Genomic DNA, 22673 nt, shown 5'->3' with positions numbered 1-22673 from the left:
GATGCATACGTATGCATCGCAACTACAAGCCAAATCTAAAAATTTTACCTTTTCTCCCTGCTCAATCTTTCCTTTTTTAAAGCAGCGAGAGGTTCACTCACAGAAGTCACTGCTTCCGGGCGAAATTGTAGTGCGGGATTTTGCACTACTTTCAAAGCTTTTTCCAAGTTTGAGACAATTGTGTCTAATTCTTTTGTCGGTAATCGCTTGAGATCTTGTTGCCATTTGGAACTGATAGTACCCAAAGCATAAGCCGCACTATGACGGACTGTGATATCTGTATCTTGCAAGCGAGTGACTAAGATCGGTACTGCAGGTGTAGAGGCTGTACCAATGCTACCCAAAGTAGAAGCAGCACTGACTCGCATCCAATGATCCTCTTCATCCTGTAACTTTCTGATTAAGGCAGGTACAGCAGGTGCTGCGTCTTTCCCCATAGCGCGTAAACCATGAGAAGCATTGTAGCGTTCCCATGACTTTGTGCTATCTAAACCAGCTATTAAGTGAGGAACATAGGCTTGTTTGCCAATTTTTTGTATGGCTTGGACTGCAGAAGAACGAACAGCTGGATCTTTATCGTCTATTGCTCGCAATATAGCAGGCGCAGCTTCACCAGCATTTGGTCCCATTTGACCGAGAATCATAGCTGCACTAGCACGCACTTGAGGATCGCTGTCCTGCAACGCTGTTATTAAAGCGGGAATAGCAGGTTTACCAATAGTAACCAAATCGCCTATTGCTGCAGGACGTTGTTGGGGATTCTTTAACTGTTCGATATAAGAGCTAATTTGTGTATCACTTTGTGATTGCGCCCAAATGATATTAATGTTTAATAAAGGTGCTGCCAAACAAACTATTGCGATCGCACAGTCTCTCAGTATCAATTTAGTCACCATTTGTAGAAAAAGTATATATCAGTAATTTGCTAGCTCCCCGACAACTTCTGCGGATACCGTTGGCGAATGATGGGTCAGACCCCACACCTCGTTCCCAGGTTCTACCTGGGAATGCCTTACCGGAGGCTCCGCCTCCTGATTAAGTTCGCACGCGAGGCGGAGCCTCGCAGCCTGCGTTCCCAGGCTGAGCCTGGGAACGAGAGACGATCGAGTGAGGGGTGTCACCCCCCATTGACCAGCTGTATCCTTCAAGAAGTCGGGGATCTCAATGGGAATTTTGTCACAAGGCATTTCCCGCATCAAAAATTTGTTGTGCCGTTAAAGTCAATTCGGGAAATGTTGGGGACAGGATACGCTCGTCTCCTCTAAACTGGCTCAGTTGATAAACACCATTAACCAATGAATAAACTGAAATTGTTCTTTGCTTGGGATTACCAATAAATCGCCTACCACCAAGAGCGAGATAGTCTACAATCCAATATTCACCAATACCAAATGCCTCATACTCCTCTAATTTCAAAGCATAATCATCTTCCCAATTGGTTGAAACAACTTCAACTATCAATCGAATAGAATCACTTCGTGTAATGATAGATTCTTTCTTCCAACGAGTTTCATGACTAGAAACTTGTTGCTTATCTAAAACAATTACGTCTGGTTCATAACCACCATTATCTCTTGGTTTAATAACACATTCTTTTGGAATAGAGTAAGGTAATTGCAAACGCTCAATTTCTATAAACAGTTTTCCTGAGAGGAATCCAGCTATATCTGAGTGCGGTCTGGTTGGCTTTGGCATTTCAACAATTATTCCATTATGGAATTCATATTTTTGCTCTGAATTCTCTGGATACCATTCAATAAATTCATCAAAAGTTACTAATTTTGGTAAAGATTGAATCATATTTTTATCTCGTCTATGATTAATAGATTATATGACTATTTTTTTAGTCTTCAATCTTTGAAGATTTTGAAAGAAAATTATTTAGCTCCTCCCGAATTTTCTTTGAAATGTCACCACATTGAAATTCAATTTCCGTTTCCTGTAATTTCCACATAATAATATCTTTCAAAGGAATGTGATAAAAACAATATATTCCTTTCTTATTAATATCATTAATACGCTGTTTCACATCGGGTGATAAACCTGAAATAGTAATAATAATACCAACAAAAATACCTTCTCGTTCTAATGCATCTTTAAAGTATCCAAATTGTTCTGCTTCAGCTTGTTTCTTTCTAATGTAATTGCTCATTCTAAGTCCACCTGCAAGATCTAAGGCAAGAACTTTCATACCTCTGGATGCTAAAAGTAAGGCAGCGTTAGTTGCTATGGTTGTTTTACCAACTCCTCCTTTAGGTGAATTGATAACTAATTTCAACATATTGTTTTACTAGTACGGGTATTGTAAACCATATTCTATCCTCTATTTGTCAAGCTATAGGTTAGTTATAGCTTGACTAGAAGCGGTTGCTCTGACCCAATTCCATACTATGTCAAAACCAAATTATCCCGATGCACTATAGTTTCTGCTCCAACATAACCTAAAATAGTGGGAATTTCACTAGAACGACGCCCGCAAATCTTTTGCAGTTCCCCACTAGTATAGTTGACAAGTCCTCTGGCAATTTCATGACCATTTTTATCGCACAACACTACTGCTTCTTGAGTGTCAAACTCTCCTTCTACTGCCAAAATCCCGGCGGCTAACAATGACTTTCCAGAGGTAGAAATTGCGATCGCAGCCCCTTCATCTAGGTACAATTTTCCTGTAGGAACCAAACCATATGCTATCCAGCGTTTGCGAGCAGAAGTTGGTTCGGGGTGTGCTTCAAAGTGAGTTCCAAAAGATTCACCTTGTAAAATTTTTTCTATATTCCGAGGTTGTCGCCCTTCAGTAATCACGGTACGAACACCAGCTGCTGTTGCAATTCTTGCTGCTGATATTTTGGTCACCATACCACCTGTTCCCCATTGAGAACCTTGACCACCTGTTTGCACTTGTAATTCTGCTAATTCTTTTATATTACTCACTAAAGATATAGGCTGTGCATCAGGTACAAAACGAGGGTCTGCTGAATAAAGTCTATCTACGTCAGTCAGCAAAAAGAGCCAATCAGCTTTTACCAAGCTAGCAACTAAAGCGGAAAGCGTATCATTATCGCCAAATTTTAGCTCTTCGACAGCAACTGTGTCATTTTCATTAACGACAGGAATGACACCCAGTTCTAGTAATTCTTTAAACGTGTTGTATACATTGAGATACCGACTGCGCTGCACTAAGTCACTGCGGGTAAGCAAAACTTGAGCAATTGGTTGTTGCAAACTTGTAAATAAATCGTCGTACACCCGCATTAACCTACCTTGTCCCACAGCTGCTACCGCCTGTTTTAAAGCAATTGATTTGGGACGTTCGGTTAAACCCAACCGCGCACAACCCACGCCTACAGCACCCGAGGACACTAAGATCGTGCGATAGTTTTGTCGTCTCAAATGTGAGAGGGTTTCTGCTAAGGTAGCTATTGTGGAAAGTGCCAGTTGTCCGGTTTCTGGTCGCGTCAGGCTAGAAGTGCCTATTTTAACAACAATTGTTTGAGTCATTGGTCACTGGTCACTGGTCACTGGTTACTGGTCACTGGTCACTGGTCACTGGTTACTGGTCACTATTATAAAGCGTCAGCCCTTCTATTAGTGAAGGCTGACGCTTTACGTTTTATCTGTACTTATTATGGCTGAGGTCTTTATTTTGCTGACCCCTTTGTGATATCTACTTATATTCTCCGATTTCTAAACAAAACCTAGTATTTATAACTATTTCTTTAGATTTACTTTCCTGACTATTTGTCAAGATTTTTAACCCTTCTTTTCTTAGGAGTAATTGAGGCTCCTAAAATTTCTGATGCCCAAACTTCAAAGTTTCGTATCGGATGCGATCGCAAAGCTGCATCTGTGTGTACGATAGGTTCAACCAGTATGGTAAACATTCCCAAGCGATTACCTGCTATTACATCAGTAAATAAGCGATCGCCTACCATTCCGACTCGATTAACGGGTAAATCCATAGCCTTAAGTGCTTCTCTAATCTTACGACGCGATGGTTTAGCAGCACTTGTAAAGTAAGGTAAATCTAGAGAGCGAGCGATTCCTCCTATACGAGCATCGCTGATGTTGTTGCTTACCAACCATAATTTTGCACAAGCACGAATTTCTTTTACCCACTGTTGCAATTCAGGGGAAGCTGACGCCACTCTTATCGGTACTAGCGTTTCATCCACATCTAACACCAGTCCCTGAAGGTCGTATTTCCTGATGATATCTGGTGTGAGGTTTAACACTGAACCCTCTACAATCAAATCGGGCTGCAAGAAATTGTTCCAGCGCATAATTATTTCCAAGTCAGCGATTACCCGCTCTACCTTCTTCTAGCTTGTAAAAGTCAAGCCATAGTCCTAAAGGCAGCTGAGTCAAAACAGGTAACCGCTGCCCCTCTTTACTATCAAACGTTTTCCCTAAACTATGATAGTCTAAAATCCTTATTAAAAATTTAAATTTCTTTCAATTTTTAATTTTGGATTCTAAATTTCATTCGACTTCATTAAATAAGTGTTCCTCCAATAAGGGTTGAACTTTGCGGAACTCTTCTGGGGACAACAATTCGGGGTTGCCATTTTTCGTTATCCGTGCAAAGAACAGCAAGGGGTCTAGAGGAGTATAAATTGCATACTCTTGCTCTTCATGATAAAAATTAGCAAGAAGTTGTAATTGCTCTGGTTCTAGATCGGTTCCTTCGTCTTCAATTTCCAGAGTAAAGAGTTCTGACTCCTCAACGGGTGGCAATTCACCGGAAACTGTTAAAGCATACGCAGTATTTTTTAATGCCAAGTTTTGTTCTGCAAGAACAACTTGGGCTGTTGCAAAAATTTCATCAATTCTTGCTTCATCTTCAACCAAAATAGCTTCTTCTTCCTCATCGTCGCCTTCCCAAGAAAAAATTTCTACAGGTGAGTCAACAGGAAGAAGTAAGACGTATTCTTGCCCATCTACTTCCAAGGAGTGCTCGATATAACAATCGAGGGTTCGTCCTTTTTCGTCGGTTAGAGTGATGGAACCGGCTTGAACATTATCTTCTTCAGAAAATGGCGAGGAAAACATAGCTGAATAGGTGATTTATATTGAAAATGGACTTTCTTATCTTTATTCTTTTAACTGATATTATCAATCAAATAGCTATTAGGATGAATAATCAGTCTTGTAAAGATTACCTTAAATAATTGTATCAATCAACGGCAACCTCTTGATGTTTGGAGTTCGATCGCCTTGCATCCAGCCATTGTTGTAATATAATAGATGCTGCTTTGCGGTCGATGGAGCCTTTATTCCGAGAAGGCGAGCGATTTTCTGCAATCAGCATTTGCTCTGCTTGAAAGGATGTTAACCTTTCATCTATATATTCCATAGGAAGGTTGAGCGCTTTGGCAAGTCTTTTGGCAAATTTTTGCACTTGGCGTGCCTGAAACCCCAAAGAGCCGTCCATTGAATAAGGCAATCCTATAACCAAAACTTGCACTTCGCGAGCGCGAACGATTTGGCGGAGCTTTTCTACGTCTTTCTCAAAGGTGGTGCGCTCAACAGTGACTAACCCTGTGGCAATCAATCCTGTGCGATCGCATCCTGCTACACCAATCCGTTTGCTACCTACATCTAATCCTAGGGCATACACGTACCTTTGGGGAGTAGGGGATTTTGGGATTTCCTGTATCTCCATATCCTCTACTCCCCGTATTTCTTTATCCCCAAGTCCTTCCAAACTCACTCTTCTACTCCTGCTGTGAAGAATCTGTGGTTTCGGGCTGACACGCTTCCATGCTGTTGTTACATGAAAAACTTACATTGTCTTGAGGGGGATTGGGTTGTACTCTTTCTGGTGCTGGTTGCCTTTTTTGTTTTGGTGGCGTCCACGACATTCCACCTGGTATTGGTTTGTGTGCTGGTTGCAAACCCTGTAGCATTTCTGGTAATTGAATTCCCTCTAAGGAGACAAACTTTGATTCCCGTTGCTTGTGCCATACCGAACGAGACATCATCAGGGTATGTTCTGTACGAGTTGCTCCAATGCGTTCGAGATATTCTTCCCTTTCTGGATGGTAGTCTGCTGAGGTTAATTGTAGAGATTGGGGAGGGAAATCTTGAGCTATTCGCGCCAGTTGAGACAGCAGTTCTGGGTACAACCAAGTGTAAGCGGGGTTTACGGTTAGAGTTCCTACGTGGGGCTGCTGTCCTTTGCGATCGAGCCTTACTTGAAAGTAACCGATTGCTGCTTTGCGTTGGGGTTCAAACACGTACCCACTGACAACTTCTGTTTTTGTCAACCATTGCTTCACTGCTTCTGTCAAAGCGCCCGACAGACTTGTTTTAAAATCATCAGCATTGCGATCGAATACTTGCCGCACAATAGGTGGCATGGATGCCGTATCTAATTGATACAGCAGTTGCGCGTCGGCATTGCTAACAGGTAAGAGGTTAGGTAAGTCTGGTTCTGCTTGTGCCAATTCTTGAAGCAACTCTGGTTCAATTTCCCAGTAAGTCATTTGCGCTAAACGTTGAAATCCGTTTCGCCGATAAAGTGCCAATGCGTCTTTGTCATTGACGTTAACTTCCAAAATCCAAGTGCGAGCTTCTAAAATCGACTCAAAGCAATGGCGCAGAAGTTGAGAGCCTATTCCTTGCTTGTCTGTGGCTCGCTCTAAAACCACACGTTCAACCCGCCACGTACTGTGGGTACGGTTAAAGGGCGAGACTTGGATCGTGCCTAATAGCGTGCGTCCCTGTTCCGCAACATAAGCACAAAGACCATACTGTAGGGGGTTGGGAAACCAACTCAAAAACTTCAATAATCCATACCAACGGCGCATCGACTGCATTTGCCGCATAGCATCGCCAGAGCCTTTGGGAGTTTGAGCGGCGAATGACTCTTGAATTAGACGCTCAATACCATCCAGATCCCGGTGCTGGACAGGTCGGATAACAACGCTGAGATTTCGAGAAAGCAAGGAAGTCATTTTCATTCAAGCCGCCATTCAGCTTTTAGTCACTGAAAAGTAAGGAACTGCTGCAATCATATTAGCGGCTTTCCACTTGTTTCTAGTGAACCAAAAGGTTGATTTTACAACAAAAATACTTAAAAACCCGACTTTGTTGAGAATGACTTATCGTCACTTCGACAAAATCTGCTTCTATCTTATTTTATTTTTACCTTATTTAACAAGAAAGGCAGAGGGCAGAAGGCAGAAGGGATAAATCACTTCTGCCTTCTGCCTCCTTACTTCTGCCTTCATGTACTAACTTTGACGAGAAACAAGCTTTTCAAAATGTGCTTGAGTCTGATGGAGGAGTTGCTCCCGGCTATCTTCCATAGTCTGCTTCAGAGATGGAACCAGATTGCGAGCTTGTAGAGTCATGTGAAGTTGTAGGTGGGCAACATATTCACTAAAATCTTCACGTTCTTGTACGGCGATCGCGCTCTTAGTAAAATTTGATTCCATTGCCACTCTGTTCTCCTTACATTTTTATGTCATTGGATTGTTTACATTCTTTATACTTATCATGTTGTTTTGCCTAAACTTCGTACTTCGTAATGAACTTTAATGAATTGGGGAGTAGAGAGTAGAGTGTAGGGAATTTAGAGGAAAAATATCCGCATTGTTCCTGATTTGACAGAAATAAGTCGAAAATCGATGTGTGAGCTTTAACAAAACTTGACTTTTGCCTTTTGTCTTCTGCTTTCTACCGTTTGCTTTATAAGAAAAGTTAACAAACAGGGGGTCTCAAGTTTTTGCAGTATAATTGATTACTCTAAGCTAGAAATAAAAAAGCAGCAGACATTAGGGGTAAAGCCACTGAAAAAATTGCTAAAAGCAAGGTTTGTGTCATACACCAAAAAAATGTAACAACTGTTGCTGATTTATCTTGAAAAAAATGTCAATTCACAACTCCTCTAAAGAAATTATCAGCCGACAAGTCAATTCAGGAACTGCTGTGCGAGGCGTGAAGTTGCAAGCTAGTTATTCAAAACTAGCTCTAAGCCAGAGAATCGTTATGCCATTTCTTCTGGTTTTTTTTAGCATTATGGTGCTTGCAATTATTAACTTTGCTTACTGGTTCAGTAGCAGTCTGGAGCAGCAGATAAGCAGTCATCTTGAGACTTCTACTTTAGCTGTATTGCAAGCAATACACAAAGAAAAACAATTTTTACAATCTTGGACAAAGCTGATAGCTGAGCGAGAAGATGTGCGTACCGCAATTAAGCAAGCGGATACGCAAGCACTTAGGAATTTATTGGTATCAGAAAAAACGATTTTAAATTTAGATTTACTGAAAGTCGTTAACCAAAACGGTGAAGCCCTGTTAAATTTGAAACAACCAGCATTAGACGAGTCATTTTTAGAAGATCGAAAAAGTATTTCCCTCGCACTGAGTGGCTTATTTCCTTCTGATGTCGTTTATGTCTCTCAACAAGAAGGTCAAATAAAATCAGTATTAGTTGGGTTAGCACCTATTAGAGATAAAGAAGAAATTATTGGTGCTATTGAACTAGGTACTGTTATCAAGCAACAACTATTTCAACACGCCGACCCCATGAAAGGCGAACACATAGTTGCTTTCAATACAACTAAATTATCAGTATCCGATAAAGTATCTTTCTCATGTGTCTATGCCTCCACAATACCACCTGCTTGCAAAACGCATTGGCAACCGCCTCCTGTTACTGATGCACCTCAACGTTCTGTGATTGCGGGAGAAGATTACTTAGCGAAAAGTGTTGCGATCGCGGACTTGAGTAATACATCTTTAACAATTACAGTCTTAAAATCCCTTTCCCCCTTAAACAAAACTCTCCAGTTTTTATGGTTGAGGCTATGGGTTTTTTTTATATTAGGCGCATTGATAACAATTTTTGTAGGGAAAAGGATTGCGCGAAGAATTTCCGATCCCTTGCTCGTTGTCACTCAAATTGCACAAAAAGTCACGAAAGAATCAAACTTTGAGCTACAAGCCCCTGTCACCAGTCAAGATGAAGTAGGGATACTAGCAGTTTCGCTCAACAGTCTAATTCGTAAAGTAGCAGAATACACCCAACAGTTAGAACAAGCAAGATTAACTTTAGAAAGACGAGTGCAAGAAAGGACTCAACAGCTCTTACATAAAAATCAGGAATTAAATTTAGCTTACGAGCAATTAAGTGAAGCGTTAAACGAACTACAGCAAACTCAAGCACAATTAATTCAAAAAGAAAAAATGTCCTCCCTCGGTAATATGGTAGCAGGAGTTGCTCATGAAATTAATAATCCTATTAACTTTATCTATGGCAATATAGCTTACGCTAAGGACTATATAGGAGAATTACAAAGATTACTATTACTGTATCAAAAAGAGTATCCTCAACCAACTCCAGCAATTCAAAATCTTATTGAGGAAATTGATTTCATTTTTATTAATGAAGATTTGACTAAACTGATGTCCTCAATAAAAATAGGTGCTCAGCGTATTCGTGACATTATTTTATCATTGAGAAACTTCTCGCGGTTGGATGAAGCTGAAATGAAAACTGTGGATATTCATGAAGGACTTGAAAGCACTTTATTATTTGTCAATCATCAATTTAAAGACGAAATTGAAGTCATTAAAAAATATGGTAACTTACCATCCATTGAATGTTATCCCGCACACTTGAATCAAGTATTTATCAATATTTTAAGTAATGCTATAGATGCTTTAAAAGAATTATTTATTATTAAAAATTCGTCTTTACTACAAAAAGAACAAAGGAGAATCCGTCGAATAGAAATTTGTACAGAAAATGTGACTTTTGATGACTCTGTTGAAGGAATTTGTATTAAAATTAAAGATAACGGTTCTGGAATAGAACCAAAGTTACAAGATAAAATATTCGATCCTTTTTTCACAACAAAAGAAGTAGGAAAAGGTACTGGATTGGGGTTGTGGATTTCCTATCAAATTATTCAGAAGCATAAAGGTAAAATTGAAGTAGATTCTGCTTGGGGAGAAGGAACAACGTTCATTATTACTTTGCCGCTCGTACAATTTGACAATATGTTAGTGGTTAGTGGTTAGTGGTTAGTAGGGTGGGCACTGCCTACCATTCAACTTGAGTAGAAAGGAAGTAGCTACAACAATATATTAGTGGTTAGTAGGGGCGCAAGGCATTGCGCTCCTACATGGTGAGTGATTAGTAGTTAATGGTTAGTAGGGTTGGCACTGCCCACCTACAAAGATCGGTAATTTTAGAGCCCAAAGGGAGTAGTCAGTGTCTGCCCGCAGTAAGCAAGTTTCTTTGAATTATTTTCAATATACTTAGATTTCCAACTTCTATTTGGGAACTATAAACTCGACCCATTCTCTTAACACAAGTATGAGAACTACTACTTGAGCGCTACCCTGGAGGAATTTCGCTTGTGCCATAATGTCATTGAAAAAAATGTGGTTTTGTTACAGTATTTTTACTGAGAATTACTATTTTACAAATACTTATTGTAGTAAGTAAGAATAAAGCTAATTCAAATTTGCATCAGTTTTAAAAAAATTAAGGGTAAACTAGCATGAACGCTTGGCATCAACATGAAACCGATATTCAATCTTTAGAAAGACAAGAAACAATCTTAGTTATTGATGATAGTAAAGTTAATTTAGATTACTTAAATATTACTTTAAGTAATGCAGGTTATAATGTGTTAATCGCAATGGATGGGACAAATGGCATTGAAGAGGCTTACAATAAACCAATAGATTTAATTTTGTTAGATATAATTATTCCAAAAATTGATGGATTTGAAACGTGCCGCATACTTAAATCAAATCCAACAACAAAAGATATTCCTATTATTTTTATGACTGCCCTTTCTGAGACAGGACAAAAAGTCAAAGGACTGAATTTAGGAGCCGTGGACTATATCACTAAACCATTTCAAGAAGAAGAAATATTAGCTAGAATACAAGTCCATTTAAAACTTAGGCGATTGAATCTAGAGTTAGACCAGCAGAAACAGCAACTCGAACATCGAGTAAAAAGTAGAACTGCCGAACTTTCAGAAGCTCTTGACGAACTCAAAAAAGCTCAATTGCAGCTAGTACAAAGTGAAAAGATATCTTCTTTAGGACAGCTTGTTGCTGGTATTGCCCATGAAGTTAATAATCCTTTGGGCTTTATTTTTAGTAACTTACATTATGCCGACCAATATATTGCTGACCTCGTTCAGATCATGAAACTTTATCAAAAACAGTTTCCCAATCCAGGCAGCGAGATAGAAGAAGAAATTGACGCGATTGACTTAAATCATATATTAGAGGATTTGCCCAAGCTTATTTCTTCAATGAAACTTGGTACAGATCGCATTCAAGGAATCATGCAGTCCCTAAGAAACTTCTCGCGTGCAGACGGAGATCGAAAGATAGCTGTTGATATTCACGATGGATTAGAAACAACTCTCATGATTTTACAACACCGTCTCAAGGCTCGACCTAAGCGTCCTGCGATCGAGGTAATTAAAGAGTATGAAAACTTGCCTCCTGTTAAATGCTATCCCGGACAACTCAATCAAGTTTTTATGAATTTATTAACAAATGCTATAGACGCTTTGGAAGAAGGAATGGGAAATAGGGCATGGGGAATAGAATCTACTCCTAATTCCCATTGTCCAAAAATTCGTATTACAACTGAACTTGTTGAAGACACAAAAGTTTTTATCCGGATTGCAGACAATGGACCAGGAATGAGCGAATCCGTACAAAATCAAATATTTAATCCCTTTTTTACAACAAAGGCAGAAGGCAAAGGAACTGGATTAGGTCTTTCAATCAGTCACCAAATTATCACTCAGAAACACAATGGAATATTACAATGTATTTCTTCTTTCGGTCAAGGAACAGAATTTATTATTGAAATTCCACTGGATGCTGATGATGAATAAGTTGATAGTGGTTAGTTGATAGTAGTTAGTTGTTAGTAGGGTGGGCATTGCCTACCACCAACCACTAACCACTAACCACTAACCACTAACCAATCATATTTTTTTCCGGTAACGAAGGGCTACGAATCCTGCTAGCAAGACTGCACCGATTGTACGAGGTTCGGGGACTGTTGCAGGACGGCTAAGGATACTGTCAATCCAGTTTGCGTATGTTGAAACTCTAGTATCGCCACTAAATTCTCCAAAGCTGGAATTTAAAATGTTGTCAATATCAGAACCCGAACACTCCGGGTAAGCATAACACGTACCAAACGATGTGATTCCAGCAATGAGTCCATTGATAAATGTTGGTCCTCCAGAATCACCTGGTGCTGAATTGACTTCATCTAATCCTAGCCCAGTGTCTGAAATGTTGAAGTACATACCAAAGGCGTCGTTAGCTGGTAACCCATTGTCAAAATCATAGGCTAAAACAGCACTAGGTACTGGGAAAGTTGCTAATTGGGGTAGCGTGGATAACATTTCACCTGGAGCATCGTAAATGTTTTTTCCAAGACGTTTCAATCCATCCCATGAAACATCTCCTTCATTACCATGACCAGAATTACCATAACCTACTTTGATGCCTATTTTTCCAAATTCATCTGTTGTGCGATAAATATCATAACGTTCTGCTGTTATGGGCGCTTCCGATGCTAGTTCTACGATCGCAATATCGCCGTTGATAATGCTAAAATCATCAGTCCAGTCTGGATGAATAAAGAGATTTGCGCTTTTTCTGGATGTAGAACCTGTAGGTAGATCGAAAAAAACTTTAATACTATTAGTAATAATATTTTGATTGCCGTCAGTAAAACAATGAGCGGCTGTCAGAATATGTCTTCCTGAAGTTAATAAAGAACCCGAACAACCAAAATTTTCTGTATCAGATTTGATGAGTAAATCTACAACACCATCAAAGCCCATTCCTGGATTGATAACAGCATGTACTGGATTCTCTGCCGTGACATAACGCGGACGTTTTTCATTCTCTAAGGTTCTGAGTTTGCGAAAGGTAGCTGCTTCTGCATTCAATAAACAGCCCCCAAAAGTAGTTGCTAAAGCTACAACTACTGGCACAAGGGCTTTTTGAAATATTTTCATATATGTTTGGCAAAAATTTACCAGTAAACAATTTGGAAAAGAACTTTACTCAACCTTCCCGTTCAAATCGTTGTTCAACACCTAACTATTATTACTGAATAAATATTATGCTGTTCGTTTGAGAAAAAGCTAATAGTAAATACTCGGATATGAACAGACTTAATAAATTTATGAAATAGTATTTTTACGGTTATATGTTTTTTCTTAATACTCAAAATTGTGAAAATAATTATCTGTATTTTTACAATAAAAACATATTTGCTCGTTCAAATTTAAAGTGTTATTAAGCCGAAAACTCATGAAAAAAGTAAGATATAGCAATCCTATCTGAATTGTGAAAGAAATTTAAGTATTGTAGGTAGGGAAGACAGCCCACCACATAGCTTTTAGTTGGCAATGCCCACCCTACATATAATTAAAAAATCAAATAGGAGTGCTATAGAAGAAATAATATTTTGTTTCTTTCTTTAAATATCCTAATTGCAAATAGGGGAATTCACGGATTACTGTTCGTCGATCGCTAGTCACTAGTTACTGTTCAACAGTAATTTCCGAAACTGTAACCAATAGGTAACTTAAAAAAAATTCATGCCATGTAGCAATCCTATCTGATTTATGAAAAAATCTCAGTACTGTAGGTAGGGCTATGCCACACATAAAACTTTTGGTTGGCATTGCCCACCCTACTTCCATAGGTAATCTTAGAAGCGAGAAGGGAGTAACTTCTTTTTGAAGTAGAGGACAGAGTTCGTTAAATTTAATTAAGCTATTAGTTACAAATTTGTTAATAGTGAAGACAGATTGCTAATTTGGGAACGACGATGACAGCGATGGAGACGGAAGCTAAACAGCGCATACAAGAACTGCAACAACTCTTACAAAAGGCGAGTTATGCCTATTACGTCCTCGATTCTCCCATCATGGAGGATGCAGTTTATGACCAGTTGTATCGAGAATTACAACAACTGGAAAATCAACACCCAGACTTGGTGTTACCGGATAGTCCCACTCAACGGGTTGGAGAAAAACCGGCGACTCAGTTTATCTCAGTGCGTCACAACATTCCTCTCTATAGTTTAGAGAATGCTTTTAATATAGATGAGTTAAATAATTGGGAGCAACGCTGGCGGAGACAATCGACCAATACGGGCGCAGTGGATTACGTCTGCGAACTCAAAATAGATGGTTCTGCTTTAGCATTGACTTATGAGAATGGCGTTCTTGTCAGGGGTGCAACCAGAGGAGATGGCACAACGGGGGAAGATATTACTCAAAACGTGCGGACTATTCGCTCGATTCCCTTGCGCCTAAATGCAGACACAAGCCATAGCGCGTCTGAAACATCTGACATAGCAAGTGCTTCTTTACCAGAAAGAATAGAAGTGCGGGGTGAAGCATTTTTACCCCTAGACGTATTTCAAAAAATCAACCAAGAAAGGCAAAAATCTGGTGAAGCTGTATTTGCTAATCCCCGGAATGCAGCGGCGGGAACACTCAGACAATTAGATTCCCGAATTGTCGCGCAACGACGTTTAGATTTCTTTGCTTATACGTTGCATATTCCTGGTAGAGATGATGCCAGCATTGCTAACACTCAGTGGGAAGCACTGGAATTGTTGCAGAAACTGGGATTTCGAGTAAATCCCAACAAGCGCTTGTGTTCTTCTTTAAAAGAAGTTGCACAGTATTACGAACACTGGGACACCGAACGGCTAAACTTACCTTACATGACAGATGGGGTAGTCGTAAAGCTGAATTCTTTCAAACTTCAAGAACAACTTGGGTTTACGCAAAAGTTCCCCCGTTGGGCTGTGGCGCTAAAATATGCTGCCGAAGAAGCACCAACTCGTGTAGAAAATATTTCTGTAAATGTAGGTAGAACTGGGGCGTTGACTCCTCTTGCAGAAATGCGTCCCGTGCAGTTGGCAGGAACTACTGTTTCTCGTGCTACTCTACATAATGCCTCGCGCATTGCTCAATTAGATATCCGCATTGGGGATACTGCGATCGTGCGTAAAGCAGGGGAAATTATCCCAGAAGTTTTGCGAGTTCTTCCAGAACTTCGTCCTGAAGGTACAAAACCCTTTGTCATGCCTACCCATTGTCCTGTTTGCGGTCAACCCGTAGTCCGGGAAATGGATGAAGCGGTGACTCGCTGTGTCAATGCTTCGTGTCCTGCGATTTTGAAAGGAGCAATTGAGCATTGGGTCAGTCGCGATGCTTTGGATATTAGGGGTATGGGTGAAAAGCTAGTGCATCAACTTGTGGATAAAGAAGTTGTGCATTCTGTTGCTAATTTGTATGACTTGACAGAAGAACAGCTATGTGAGTTGGATCGGATGGGGAAAAAGTCCGCACAGAAATTGGTGGAAGCCATAGCCCAATCTAAAAACCAATCTTGGTCTCGCGTGCTTTATGGTTTGGGTATTCGTCATGTTGGAAACGTGACCGCACAAGTTTTGACAGAAAAGTTTGCGACTGTGGAACAGTTGGCTAACGCAACACAAGCGGACATTGAAACGATTCACGGTATTGGTTCGGAAATTGCTCAGTCTATTTATCAGTGGTTCCGTATTGATGCAAATCAAACTTTGATTTCTCGGCTTAGAAATGCTGGATTGCAATTGGAAATATTACCAGATGAAGTTTTACAAAACGATAGCAATCAAAAGTTAGCAGGGAAAACTTTTGTCATTACTGGAACTCTACCAACTTTAAAGCGAGACGAAGCGAAGGAGTTGATTCAAAAAGCTGGGGGAAAAGTTACGGATTCTGTAAGTAAGAAAACTGATTATTTGGTTGTGGGGGAAGATGCAGGTTCTAAGTTGACGAAGGTACAGGAGTTAGGTGTTGCTCAGTTGAGTGAGGAGCAGTTGTTGGCGCTTTTGGAGAGGTGAGGGCAGATGGCGGATGGAAAGATAGTTACCTCTGACTTCTTAGGAACTTCTAAGTAAAAAAATCTCCCAAAATTTTGTGGTGCGAAGAGCAGTGCGTTGCGGGGGTTTCCCCCCAACCCCAAAGGGGACCCCAAAGCCCCCCGTTGAAGCAACTGCGGGGCGTCCTCGCCCGTCCTATGTCAATGGCGGGCGAGGATGCCCATCCCACAAGCTCCAGAATTTATTTTTTGGGAATCCCTTTCTTCTGCCTTCTTAACTATTGACAACGACTTGTGCTAACTGGACAATTCGATGGAATTCAAAGTTTTCTGACAATTGACGTAGTTCTGCTGCCAAAAACTCGTGTTCTGGTGGAATTTGCTCAATGACAAGCCAAACTTTCTCCTCATTACACAAAGATGCAGCCTGCTGTAACTGAGCAATCCAAGCTGCTGGCATAACGGACAAACTTTCAGAGGTTAGTACATTGTTGACAGATAAATCGCTATTTGTTGATGGCGGTTCGCACTCGGCATATAAGTAGGAAATTCCTAGATATTTCGCCATTTGGTCAAACAAGGTTTCTTCTTGAAAGGGTTTGCTGATATAATCATCGCAACCTGAAACTAGAGCAAGGTCGCGATCGCTGTCCGATACATGAGCGGTCAAAGCAATAATCTTCGAGGGTTGGTTGCGATCGTTAGCTGCCTTTTCTTGTTCTCGAATCCATTTTGTTGCTTGGTAACCGTCAAGAACCGGCATTCGCATATCCATCAAAATAAGATGGGGCTGCCATACTTGCCAAAGTGCGATCGCTTCTTGCCCGTTTGTTGCTTCTCGCACATCTAATCCCAAGTCAGTCAACAGTTTGACCAATAGCAAGCGATTTTCTAGCTGGTCATCAACTACAAGAATACGGTATTGCGGTTGAGCGGGAAGCAGCCCGATAACCAAGCGGTTGATTTGTTCTGGTTGCATATCAACACGAGTAGCAAGCAGAACGGGAAGGGTAAATTGGAAAGTCGTACCTTGACCAACTATGCTACTAACTGTAATGTTACCTCCCATCAAACGGGCTAGGTTACGGCTAATGGTTAATCCCAATCCGGTTCCTTCTATTGCTCCTTTTCCAGCTTCCGCTTGAACAAAGGCGTTGAAAATGATATCCAAATCTTTTGCTGGAATACCAATACCCGTGTCTTCTACTTCAAAATTACTCAAGATCATCATAGAATTACACTCAAGAACCTTCGCTTTAAAGGCTTTACTAGTTGGTACGTATTTGCACCACACGTAGATATATTTTCTGACGAATTTTTCCCTATACAAACGGTAGGTGATATTGCTGCCGAACAACAAAACAATAAGGAGGTCAAAATTTTTGTCGATCGCGATTCTGTTGGTAACCAAAGAAATTTTTTAAAAATTGTTGTTAATACGGAAACTGTCTTCAAACGCGAACCTGTTGACTCATCTATTCTTAAAGATGAATTTAAACAAATAATTCCGGCTGGTACTGAACTTGTCCTTACAACTGGCAGACCTGATGGTAGTGGTGCCGTCAGGTTTCCAATGGTTAAGAATCATGTTAGATTTTCTCTTCAAAGTTTAGATATTAAAGGCTTTTCTAGCAATTGGTATGCTTATGAAGAACACGTTGGTATCGATCGCCTTGGTTAAAAATGTTGGATAGGGGATTTAGGGTAATTTAAAAAATTAGAAGGATAAATGAGTAACTTCAAAACACGCCCTAACCTCTATTTTTAGGGTTTCCCCAAATATATCTGTTAAGATTTAAATCTTCAACAATTCCTAACATTAATTGTATATTTTCGAAGTATCCTTTCAAAGGAGTAAAGTTGAACATACTATGAAATAACTTGGGTTCAAAAATATCTTCGGGATACTCTATAGCAATATAAATAGTATTTTCAACAAAAGAAACATAAATGTTCTTTTGTGCTTTCTGCCGAAACTTGACTAACTTTGCCATCAAGTTTGTTGATAGAATGTATCTTGCTTCAACTTGGTCATCTCCATAAACTGTAAACAGCTTAGAAAATTCAGAATCCTCTAGATTAATCAACTCGCTTGTCCCTAAGTTTAAAGTTTTAAGATTTGAGCTTAATTTATTTGGTAAAACAATTGTCTTTCCTTTAATTCTTTTATTAAACTCAGCTCTAAAAAATATACCAGTGAATATCTTTTTTCGAGACAATTCATTGATTAACACTTCTTTTTCAAAACGTTTATAATCTATTTTTTTTCCTTGGAAGGTTGTATTTATTATAAATAAGCTAGTTTTTAATAGTCTTAATACTAAAAATAATATATATATTGTGAATGGAATAAAAATTATCAAAAATAACATTAATCTCGCACAAGATATAATTATAGACTCTAATGAATCCATAACTATTAGATTTTCTTCATTTAAACCAAAAAAGTAATTAATATCTATGTATTTAGTCCAGGAGTGATTCACTTCTAATTCAGCATAAATCTCTGAAAAACAAATCAATGTTTCATCAATGTGACCGAAGATACGATTATTTTCTAAAAGTTGATTAGGTTTTATAAAAGTTTGGAAAATTTGACTTTGTATCAAAGCAGCTTTTGTTTGTTCAATTTCTGTAATTGGTATAATATTGGAATATTCTAAAGTTTTGTTTATATTCACAAAATTAAAAATTTTCTCAATGATTTGAGATTTAAAACCACTACCATATGTTTCCATTGCAGAGCTATAAAAAGCAATCCAAATCCAACAAACAAAAAATAAAACAACTAAATAATTAAAAAAAAGTATGATAAATACAGTAGGTATTGATAATTGCAATTTATAAATATTAATATCTAGCCAATACTCTAGTGAATTTAAATGTGACAATATAACAGGAAAAAATAGTACAAAACAAAATAGAGTACCTAAAAAGATAACTCCTCCAATAGCGATCGAGTTGAAAACTTGTATCCTCTTGTCTTCAAAGAATCGTAAATCATTTAATAAGTTTTCCTGACAAAATCTTTTAAATTCAGTTAAGCTTCTTAATTTGAATCGTGCTTCTATATGGTTCTCGGATACCAGAGAAGATTCTTCTTGAGATGTATCTTCGCTCGGAGAAGTTGATTTTTCAAATACTTTTGATATTACTTTTTGATTATTTAACTGTAAAGTAGTTAGAAATTGTTGTCCCCAAATTTGTGTTGTCTTATGCTCGCTATTTGCCATTTGCTGGCATAATGCGATCGCACTCTCTAACTGTCCGTTACCTAGATAGGCTTTCACCAAACATCTTTGGGCTTGAAAATAGTGTTGAGTTTCTAGTTCAACCTTTTGGCAAAATTGCTCTAAGACGTAAACTGCTTCTGCATATTGTTTGAGTTTTAATGCTTCATATCCGCGTGTTAGTAATTGAATATCTTCTGACATATCTATACTTTGATAAAAAGTTATTTACAGATTAAAAAAATTCAAAATTCTACATTGCATCTTTCTCAATCTATAGCTATAAGTACTCTTTTTTACGATAATTTATAAATAAAGCTATTAAGTTGGTGGGAAACATTTCTAACGAATTATTGTAGTCAGTAACAGCACTATTATAAAAACGCCTTGCGGCTGATATCTGCTCTTCAACCTCATTTAAAGATTCCTGCAAGCGGATAAAATGGTAGTTTGCTTTCAAATCTGGATATGCCTCGATCTCAAGCAAAATATTGTTGATTGCTCTTGATACCTGATTTTCTAATTCAATTTTATTATTTACTATTACTTGTTTCGATGCTGCTTTCAATCTTGAACTAGCAATTTCAGTTAAAGTTTCATGCTCGTATTTCATATAACTTTTAACTATTACTATTAACTTAGGAATCAAATCGCTTCTTTTTTTCAACAGTACATAAATACTGCTAAAAGCTTTCTTAACCTGATTTTTTCTAAACACTAGTCTGTTATAGAGCAAAACAACAATACTAGATATTAGTAAAAATGTTAAAAAAAATCCAACTAATAACATTTTTGACATATTGTTTTATTTGTTAACTATAATTTTTTTGATATTTATAGTGAGAATATTAATATGATGGATAATGCCTTATGTACATAAAACTTTTTATAAATTATTTATGTTTCTTCACCTTATATTTTATCAGCAAAAAATATTTTTATAATAGAAAAAATACGGAAGAGTAACTAGGTTTAAAAAAATTTTAATAAATTAGAACTATTAACGAATGGATTTAAAGTTTTGATGAAGATAAGTTTTTTTGCCAACTTGGCGATTTTCTATAGAACTTCAAGGATAGATTAATACAAGAAAATCGTCATGCACATCATTTTTGCAACACCAGATGCCCTAGATTATAAATCTAGGGTTTTGTTTTGGTAAGAAAATGGAGCAGCGCTCGGTAATCATTCAGTTTAGAGATTCACTATTCGCTGTTAATTCGGCAATTTGGCAACTATTGGGCTTAGAAAAAGAATATTGTTTATAACAGATAAGGTCTTGTAAAAAGACCCACAGCATAAGACAAAACCCAATTCCTCTGGCTTATAACCGGAGGTTTTATAGTTAGAATAATTTATTTTAACCTAGATATTAATTGGTATATAGCAATCCTAAATCATTTATAAACAATGTTAGGTACTGTAAGTAGGGCTATGCCGCACAAAAGACTTGGTGGTGGGCAATGCCCACTCTACAATACTACAATACTTAAATTCGCACGAATTATTGATGATTTTTATGTATGAATTTATAAAAATTTTCTAAAAAACAATTAAGAAAAAATAAGTATTCAATTTCTATGGCTTTGAGAGTGTAAAGTGAACTAGGGTTAAGATTTACAGTGAGTAAATCTCCTACCGAGAAAAAACATTGACAGGGTTGTATAATAGATATCTCCGAAAAAGATGTAAGGGCGCAAAGCCGCCGCGCCCCTACCAAGACTTTTGGGTAATACATAATTAATTTCTGGAGATGTCTATTTAATGCATCTTATCCGGAAAATCGTATTTAAGACTGGTATATCTTTGAATTCCGCTACCTTAAGATGGGGCATATGTGGCAAAAAGAAAAAAAAGATAGTTCGACAATTGGTTTATCTTTACTGCTGGCATTAATTCTTACCCCAGTAACAACTCTTTTCGTGTCGAACTTTGTACGGGCGCAATCTTCTGAAGCTTTATCTTCCCCCCTTCCAGAAACTCTGAGCGATCTTAAGGTACGGATTGATGGTTCGGATGGAATGTTAGCAATTAATCAAAAATTGAAACAAGGTTTTGAAAAACGGGTTTCTGGTACAGAAGTAGAGGTGGCTGCTAGTGGAATGGAGGCTGCACTCCAAGCGCTGGAAGCAGGAAATATTGATATAGCTGCAATTGGGCGCGGTTTGACACCTGATGAAAAAGCGCAAGGATTGGAATTAGTTCGCTTGCGGCGCGACAAAATTGCCGTTGTCGTAGGGAAAAATAATCCTTTTAAGGGTAGTCTGACAATTAAGCAGTTTGCCAGAATTATTCGCGGAAGAATGACTAACTGGTCTCGCTTGGGTCGCACTTCAGGTAAAATTCGTTTTATCGATCGCCCTGAATCAAGCGAGATACGCCAAGCTCTAAGCGGATATTCAATCTTTAGATCGAGGGGCTTTACTAGAAGTTCCAACACAATCGAGATAGCTGAAGAGGATACTTCAGAACTGGTGAAGCAATTAGGGATAGATGGTATTAGTTATATCAAAGCAGATTGGGTATCGCAACTGCCCGGAGTACGAGTTGTGCCAATACACGGGACTTTACCAACAGACTCGAAGTATCCTTTTTCACTGCCTTTAGTCTACGTTTACAAGAAAAACCCTAGCTCCCCTGCAAGTCGTTTTCTCGCTTTTGCCAAAACGCCTGAAGGAAAGCAAGTTATAGAAGATGCTAGGAATAGTGGAATTGTAACTGTTAACCAAAGCTTAGAAGCAATGGTTATCAAAAACACAAGTCTCTCAAACCTAACTTCAGTCACGAATAACCCCAATCTTTCACCAAACACCGAGGCGACACCTACACAACCGTCCACAAATGCTGTTACCCCGAAGGATACTTCAGAATCGATTTCTCCCAGTCATCGAGCGTTTGTACCTCCTACCGATAATCGTGAAAATACGCAAGAAACAGCTTCTCTGTTTTGGTTAATGATACCTCTTAGTTTAGGTGGATTAATTTTATGGCGTTCCTATAAAAGACGATCGCGGCAAGATCGGGATTTGCGAGCGATACCAATGGTGTCTCCTAATTCACTCCAAAAACAACCTTCATTACAAAAGGCTGTGTACCCTCCTTTGCCGGATGTTTGGGATGAACTAGCTACTGACGAACAAGAAGAATCTACTCAAGGCACTACTTCGTCTACACCTGTTGAGTGGCAGGAATCGGAAGCAGTTACAGCAGAGAACGTGCAACCATCAACAGAGGTTGTTCGTGATGGAGATGTTCGTGTTTCTGATAGTACCAAAGTTGTTGACGATGAAGATATTCGTGTCTCCGAGCGCACTAAAACTGAGCCAGCAAGTCCAAATGAAGATCTACTAGAGGATGACAAAGCATTAGATTTAGATTGGGAAGCACCAGTGGCAGTTGTGACTCCTTTGTATCCTAAATTCTCAGAGATTGCTGCAATGGTATCAAATTCTGCGGATGAATCAGTAATCAGTGACCAGTGACCCTTACGGGTTCGCCAGTCGCCTACGGCGGGAGACCCGCCTGCAGCGCTGGACTCACCAG

18 protein-coding genes are annotated in these 22673 nt (G+C 38.8%); 5 read left to right on the top strand and 13 right to left on the bottom strand.

What is annotated here, in order from left to right:
- Positions 1-44: 44 nt before the first annotated feature.
- From ACKTT2_RS19955 to ACKTT2_RS19915, 9 genes are all read right to left on the bottom strand, one after another.
- Entirely contained in the window at positions 45-896 is an 852-nt protein-coding gene (locus tag ACKTT2_RS19955; protein WP_407890093.1) for a HEAT repeat domain-containing protein, read from the bottom strand.
- 280 nt (positions 897-1176) lie between these two features.
- Entirely contained in the window at positions 1177-1800 is a 624-nt protein-coding gene (locus ACKTT2_RS19950; RefSeq protein WP_407890091.1) for a Uma2 family endonuclease, read from the bottom strand.
- A gap of 43 nt (positions 1801-1843) precedes the next feature.
- Positions 1844-2281 (bottom strand): nucleotide-binding protein, encoded by a 438-nt coding sequence (locus tag ACKTT2_RS19945; protein WP_407890089.1) that lies wholly within the window; start codon positions 2279-2281, stop codon positions 1844-1846.
- Positions 2282-2388: 107 nt separating this feature from the next.
- Positions 2389-3498: a glutamate 5-kinase gene (gene proB, locus ACKTT2_RS19940; RefSeq protein WP_407890088.1), complete on the bottom strand. Its 1110-nt coding sequence runs from the start codon at positions 3496-3498 to the stop codon at positions 2389-2391.
- Between the two features lie 236 nt (positions 3499-3734).
- A complete protein-coding gene (locus ACKTT2_RS19935) occupies positions 3735-4280 on the bottom strand; it encodes a YqeG family HAD IIIA-type phosphatase (RefSeq protein ID WP_407890086.1) in 546 nt (181 codons plus the stop codon).
- A 199-nt stretch (positions 4281-4479) separates the two neighbouring features.
- The gene (locus ACKTT2_RS19930; RefSeq protein WP_407890085.1) at positions 4480-5049 is read right to left on the bottom strand and encodes a DUF3727 domain-containing protein; all 570 of its coding nucleotides are present in this window, start codon (positions 5047-5049) and stop codon (positions 4480-4482) included.
- A gap of 124 nt (positions 5050-5173) precedes the next feature.
- Entirely contained in the window at positions 5174-5662 is a 489-nt protein-coding gene (gene ruvX / locus ACKTT2_RS19925; RefSeq protein WP_407890137.1) for a Holliday junction resolvase RuvX, read from the bottom strand.
- A 52-nt stretch (positions 5663-5714) separates the two neighbouring features.
- Entirely contained in the window at positions 5715-6956 is a 1242-nt protein-coding gene (locus ACKTT2_RS19920) for a GNAT family N-acetyltransferase (protein ID WP_407890136.1), read from the bottom strand.
- Positions 6957-7235: 279 nt separating this feature from the next.
- The gene (locus tag ACKTT2_RS19915) at positions 7236-7439 is read right to left on the bottom strand and encodes a hypothetical protein (RefSeq protein WP_407890083.1); all 204 of its coding nucleotides are present in this window, start codon (positions 7437-7439) and stop codon (positions 7236-7238) included.
- A 433-nt stretch (positions 7440-7872) separates the two neighbouring features.
- On the opposite strand from ACKTT2_RS19915, the gene ACKTT2_RS19910 reads away from it, so the two are divergent.
- Complete coding sequence (locus tag ACKTT2_RS19910) at positions 7873-10029, top strand: sensor histidine kinase (protein ID WP_407890081.1); 2157 nt, start codon at positions 7873-7875, stop codon at positions 10027-10029.
- 485 nt (positions 10030-10514) lie between these two features.
- A complete protein-coding gene (locus ACKTT2_RS19905) occupies positions 10515-11882 on the top strand; it encodes a hybrid sensor histidine kinase/response regulator (RefSeq protein ID WP_407890079.1) in 1368 nt (455 codons plus the stop codon).
- 93 nt (positions 11883-11975) lie between these two features.
- On the opposite strand, the gene ACKTT2_RS19900 is transcribed toward ACKTT2_RS19905, so the two are convergent.
- Positions 11976-13025, bottom strand: a complete 1050-nt coding sequence (locus tag ACKTT2_RS19900) for a trypsin-like serine protease (protein WP_407890077.1) — start codon at positions 13023-13025, stop codon at positions 11976-11978.
- An 821-nt stretch (positions 13026-13846) separates the two neighbouring features.
- Here ACKTT2_RS19900 and ligA point away from each other — a divergent pair.
- Positions 13847-15922: an NAD-dependent DNA ligase LigA gene (gene ligA / locus ACKTT2_RS19895; protein ID WP_407890075.1), complete on the top strand. Its 2076-nt coding sequence runs from the start codon at positions 13847-13849 to the stop codon at positions 15920-15922.
- A 252-nt stretch (positions 15923-16174) separates the two neighbouring features.
- On the opposite strand, the gene ACKTT2_RS19890 is transcribed toward ligA, so the two are convergent.
- Complete coding sequence (locus ACKTT2_RS19890) at positions 16175-17071, bottom strand: ATP-binding response regulator (protein ID WP_407890073.1); 897 nt, start codon at positions 17069-17071, stop codon at positions 16175-16177.
- Here ACKTT2_RS19890 and ACKTT2_RS19885 point away from each other — a divergent pair.
- Positions 17042-17581 (top strand): hypothetical protein, encoded by a 540-nt coding sequence (locus ACKTT2_RS19885; RefSeq protein WP_407890072.1) that lies wholly within the window; start codon positions 17042-17044, stop codon positions 17579-17581. The genes ACKTT2_RS19890 and ACKTT2_RS19885 overlap by 30 nt on opposite strands.
- A 70-nt stretch (positions 17582-17651) precedes the next feature.
- Here the strand turns inward: ACKTT2_RS19885 and ACKTT2_RS19880 are convergent, their stop codons facing one another.
- A complete protein-coding gene (locus ACKTT2_RS19880) occupies positions 17652-19334 on the bottom strand; it encodes a DUF3137 domain-containing protein (protein ID WP_407890070.1) in 1683 nt (560 codons plus the stop codon).
- Positions 19335-19410: 76 nt separating this feature from the next.
- Positions 19411-19929, bottom strand: a complete 519-nt coding sequence (locus ACKTT2_RS19875) for a LemA family protein (protein ID WP_407890068.1) — start codon at positions 19927-19929, stop codon at positions 19411-19413.
- A gap of 1036 nt (positions 19930-20965) precedes the next feature.
- Between ACKTT2_RS19875 and ACKTT2_RS19870 the strand changes: the two genes are divergently transcribed.
- On the top strand, positions 20966-22612 hold the full coding sequence (locus tag ACKTT2_RS19870; protein WP_407890066.1) for a substrate-binding domain-containing protein: 1647 nt from the start codon (positions 20966-20968) through the stop codon (positions 22610-22612).
- Positions 22613-22673: the final 61 nt, after the last annotated feature.

The organism is Scytonema hankhaensis NUACC26 (assembly GCF_045865695.1).
GTDB lineage: Bacteria > Cyanobacteriota > Cyanobacteriia > Cyanobacteriales > Nostocaceae > Scytonema.
Note: the sequence above shows the minus strand (reverse complement) of the source record. Positions and strands in the feature narration are given on the sequence as shown.

Excerpts from the sequence above, each read along its gene's own strand:
- ACKTT2_RS19930 (WP_407890085.1), bottom strand. The coding sequence starts at position 5,049 with ATGTTTTCCTCGCCATTTTCTGAAGAAGATAATGTTCAAGCCGGTTCC.
- ACKTT2_RS19920 (WP_407890136.1), bottom strand. The coding sequence starts at position 6,956 with ATGACTTCCTTGCTTTCTCGAAATCTCAGCGTTGTTATCCGACCTGTC.
- ACKTT2_RS19905 (WP_407890079.1), top strand. The coding sequence starts at position 10,515 with ATGAACGCTTGGCATCAACATGAAACCGATATTCAATCTTTAGAAAGA.
- ACKTT2_RS19900 (WP_407890077.1), bottom strand. The coding sequence starts at position 13,025 with ATGAAAATATTTCAAAAAGCCCTTGTGCCAGTAGTTGTAGCTTTAGCA.
- ACKTT2_RS19935 (WP_407890086.1), bottom strand. The coding sequence starts at position 4,280 with ATGCGCTGGAACAATTTCTTGCAGCCCGATTTGATTGTAGAGGGTTCA.
- proB (WP_407890088.1), bottom strand. The coding sequence starts at position 3,498 with ATGACTCAAACAATTGTTGTTAAAATAGGCACTTCTAGCCTGACGCGA.
- ACKTT2_RS19945 (WP_407890089.1), bottom strand. The coding sequence starts at position 2,281 with ATGTTGAAATTAGTTATCAATTCACCTAAAGGAGGAGTTGGTAAAACA.
- ACKTT2_RS19870 (WP_407890066.1), top strand. The coding sequence starts at position 20,966 with ATGTGGCAAAAAGAAAAAAAAGATAGTTCGACAATTGGTTTATCTTTA.
- ACKTT2_RS19915 (WP_407890083.1), bottom strand. The coding sequence starts at position 7,439 with ATGGAATCAAATTTTACTAAGAGCGCGATCGCCGTACAAGAACGTGAA.
- ACKTT2_RS19910 (WP_407890081.1), top strand. The coding sequence starts at position 7,873 with ATGTCAATTCACAACTCCTCTAAAGAAATTATCAGCCGACAAGTCAAT.
- ACKTT2_RS19880 (WP_407890070.1), bottom strand. The coding sequence starts at position 19,334 with ATGTCAGAAGATATTCAATTACTAACACGCGGATATGAAGCATTAAAA.
- ruvX (WP_407890137.1), bottom strand. The coding sequence starts at position 5,662 with ATGGAGATACAGGAAATCCCAAAATCCCCTACTCCCCAAAGGTACGTG.
- ACKTT2_RS19955 (WP_407890093.1), bottom strand. The coding sequence starts at position 896 with ATGGTGACTAAATTGATACTGAGAGACTGTGCGATCGCAATAGTTTGT.
- ACKTT2_RS19950 (WP_407890091.1), bottom strand. The coding sequence starts at position 1,800 with ATGATTCAATCTTTACCAAAATTAGTAACTTTTGATGAATTTATTGAA.
- ligA (WP_407890075.1), top strand. The coding sequence starts at position 13,847 with ATGACAGCGATGGAGACGGAAGCTAAACAGCGCATACAAGAACTGCAA.
- ACKTT2_RS19875 (WP_407890068.1), bottom strand. The coding sequence starts at position 19,929 with ATGTCAAAAATGTTATTAGTTGGATTTTTTTTAACATTTTTACTAATA.